Origin of the sequence: Vibrio sp. OPT18 (assembly GCF_015163615.1) — a bacterium.
In the GTDB taxonomy this organism is placed as follows: Bacteria; Pseudomonadota; Gammaproteobacteria; order Enterobacterales; family Vibrionaceae; genus Vibrio; species Vibrio coralliirubri.
This window is the reverse complement of record NZ_JADDYK010000012.1, coordinates 1-2,389: the sequence shown is the minus strand read 5'-3', so window position 1 is coordinate 2,389 and position 2,389 is coordinate 1. Positions and strand designations below refer to the sequence as shown.

The 2,389-nt window shown below is 43.3% G+C and carries 4 protein-coding genes; all 4 read left to right on the top strand.

All coding sequences use genetic code 11. The features are described 5' to 3' along the window. Window positions 1-447, top strand: a 447-nt coding sequence (locus IQQ51_RS00905) for a hypothetical protein (protein WP_193840126.1), incomplete at its 5' end; no start/stop codon positions are given. A 1-nt stretch (window position 448) separates the two neighbouring features. Then, window positions 449-1,498 (top strand): hypothetical protein, encoded by a 1,050-nt coding sequence (locus IQQ51_RS00900; RefSeq protein WP_193840125.1) that lies wholly within the window; start codon window positions 449-451, stop codon window positions 1,496-1,498. After that, the gene (locus IQQ51_RS00895; RefSeq protein WP_193840124.1) at window positions 1,498-1,758 is read left to right on the top strand and encodes a hypothetical protein; all 261 of its coding nucleotides are present in this window, start codon (window positions 1,498-1,500) and stop codon (window positions 1,756-1,758) included. Before IQQ51_RS00900 ends, IQQ51_RS00895 begins: the two co-directional genes overlap by 1 nt. A gap of 1 nt (window position 1,759) precedes the next feature. Further along, on the top strand, window positions 1,760-2,389 hold a 630-nt coding region (locus IQQ51_RS00890; RefSeq protein ID WP_193840123.1), incomplete at its 3' end, for a phage tail protein.

Genomic DNA, 2,389 nt, shown 5'->3' with positions numbered 1-2,389 from the left:
GATTTTGAATCATTTAAAGAGAACATTCAGTCGCTATTAAGCCCAATGGACTACTCCGCGTATGCAGAATCTCTAGGCAATACCAACAATGATATATATGGGACACTGCCAACTTATGTGACCGCTGCGCTACCTGTAGGAGTGATGCAAGCGATTAACGATAACACTGGCTATCCGTTGTTTACCCCTCGCGATGATATCGGGTACCTACTATCTATCACGACCATGAAAAACGCTATCAGCTTTGACCAGCACTTAACCATTATTGAGAGGACCGACGATAAGGTGAATGTGAATCTAGCTTATCGTCGCAGCGGTCGAAACTTTGCTGACGCATCAAGTGTTGGCTGGTCTTTCATTATTGCTCTACAGCCAAATCAGGACTTACTCGTCAATAACATTCAATTCATGGGTGACATCGTACGCCTGAACGGGAACCGATACTAATATGTCATTACTAACAGAAGGTTTTGATTCAATCATCGGTACCGATTTTGAATTACAGCTACCATCCGAACTTAAAGTGATTAATCCCGAAGGCGCTTCTATTGTCGATGGGAAACAAGAAGGTAAAGCCATTCGCCTTACGGGCGGGGCTTACTTGCAGTTTAACGCAATAACCGTGTCAACTGGTTATATTGTCTACTCTGGCTGTTCTTTCAAATTTAAAGATGTCATTCCAGCGCAAGAATTGGCGCAAATATCTTTATACTCTAGCCATAGAATGCCGTACAAACACACAGATAGTGTCAGTGTGTACGATGTATTGGTATTCATTAAAGATGGTCAATTAATTTATCGCCGAGGTTCTGATAACCGACCGTTAATCACGATAAGACCAAACCAGTACTATTACTTGGAGTTTAGGCATCAATACAACAGTAGTTATTCTAGTGGTCGAGAGCCGTATGTGGAGATTTGGCTTAACGGAATATTATTGCACAGGATTAATCAATACGATGCTAGGTACCAAGATTATCTTGCCATGCATTTTGGCAGCAATACCACATTAGGTCTTGATATTGATGACTTGTACATTCTTCATAATGCGGGCAATTACTATTCCGGACATACATACTCAGATAACCTCATGCCAATCCTTGCGTCAGGAAAAGTGAAAACAATCAGCGTCGTTAATACGCAAAGCAATACGTTTGGTGTTACTGGCGCAGCTAGTGCGCATGAGGCGTTATCAGACAACAACGATGCCACATTTATATCGTCAAATGAAGCAGCAGAAGCCTCGCTTAACATTGATACCAACGTTGGTCGATTCTTTTCGGCAAACCTAAAAGTACGCGCAAGCTCTGATTCGGACGGCGTCATCACGACATTAATGTCAGATTCAACAGGTGCAGAAATCCCCGGCTCAAAGCAAACTGTCGCTTTGGGAGCAGAGAACAAAACACTCATTTTCCCTCTCTTGGTTAGCGCTTCAGGCGGTGAAGCGTTAGCGGAAAAAATCAAAGCTGGTTCAACTCTCAAGGTGACGACGTAATGAATAAAGTAACTGACGTTAGCATCGAAACTATTCAAAGACCCTGTGGTGGTCGGATTGCCACCGCCCTAATTGAAACGCTCGGACGCACAAGTGGCGCTGAAGTGACTGAAACAAGCATCGAGTACGCAACTCGCATCCTTGAGCCGTCAGTAAACAGCGCTTGTTATTACTTTGGGGTGAAAAGCTTTTCTGTCAGGGACTTATTTGACCAAGAAGGCTGCGATAGTTTTATGACATTAATCAATAGAGAACAATGATATGACTGAACTGTTTTACACAATTACCACTAATCGTGGAAAAGAAAAAATCCAAGAGTACTATCGGGAAAGTAAAACCCTTCCGCTGACACATATGGGTTTTGGTGGCATTAATGGCGATGAGGTAAATTACCAGCGTCCTAACGTAGATATGGTGCAAGTACCTAACGAATGGACACGTATCAATTTAGAGCGATTCCCAGAAGAGGGTTTTATTGGTGGCGGTGCTACTATCGAAAACCGCATAGAAGAATACAAAGGAAAATGGATTTGTAACGTCGGTATCTATGACGAAGATGGCGAACTGATACTAATCGCTGCTTATAGGCCTCTTCTAGTTGATCCAGAGGAGGCGATTGTCTCGTCATACCCAATCAATATACAAACCGTGCTATCGAATACAGAGCATGTTGTCGTTCAAACCGACACCAGTATCACACACCCAACGCATGACGAAATGAATCAAGCGCTTGAAGAGCTTGGTAGTAAATTGAGTAAATATGCAACTACCGATGCGGCTGGATTGACTGAGCTTGCTACACAGTCAGAGGTGGACAATCGCTCTGGCAGTGATCGCGTGGTCACCACTCAGACGCTTGATAAGCCTGGTCTAATCAACTTCCTTCAAAAG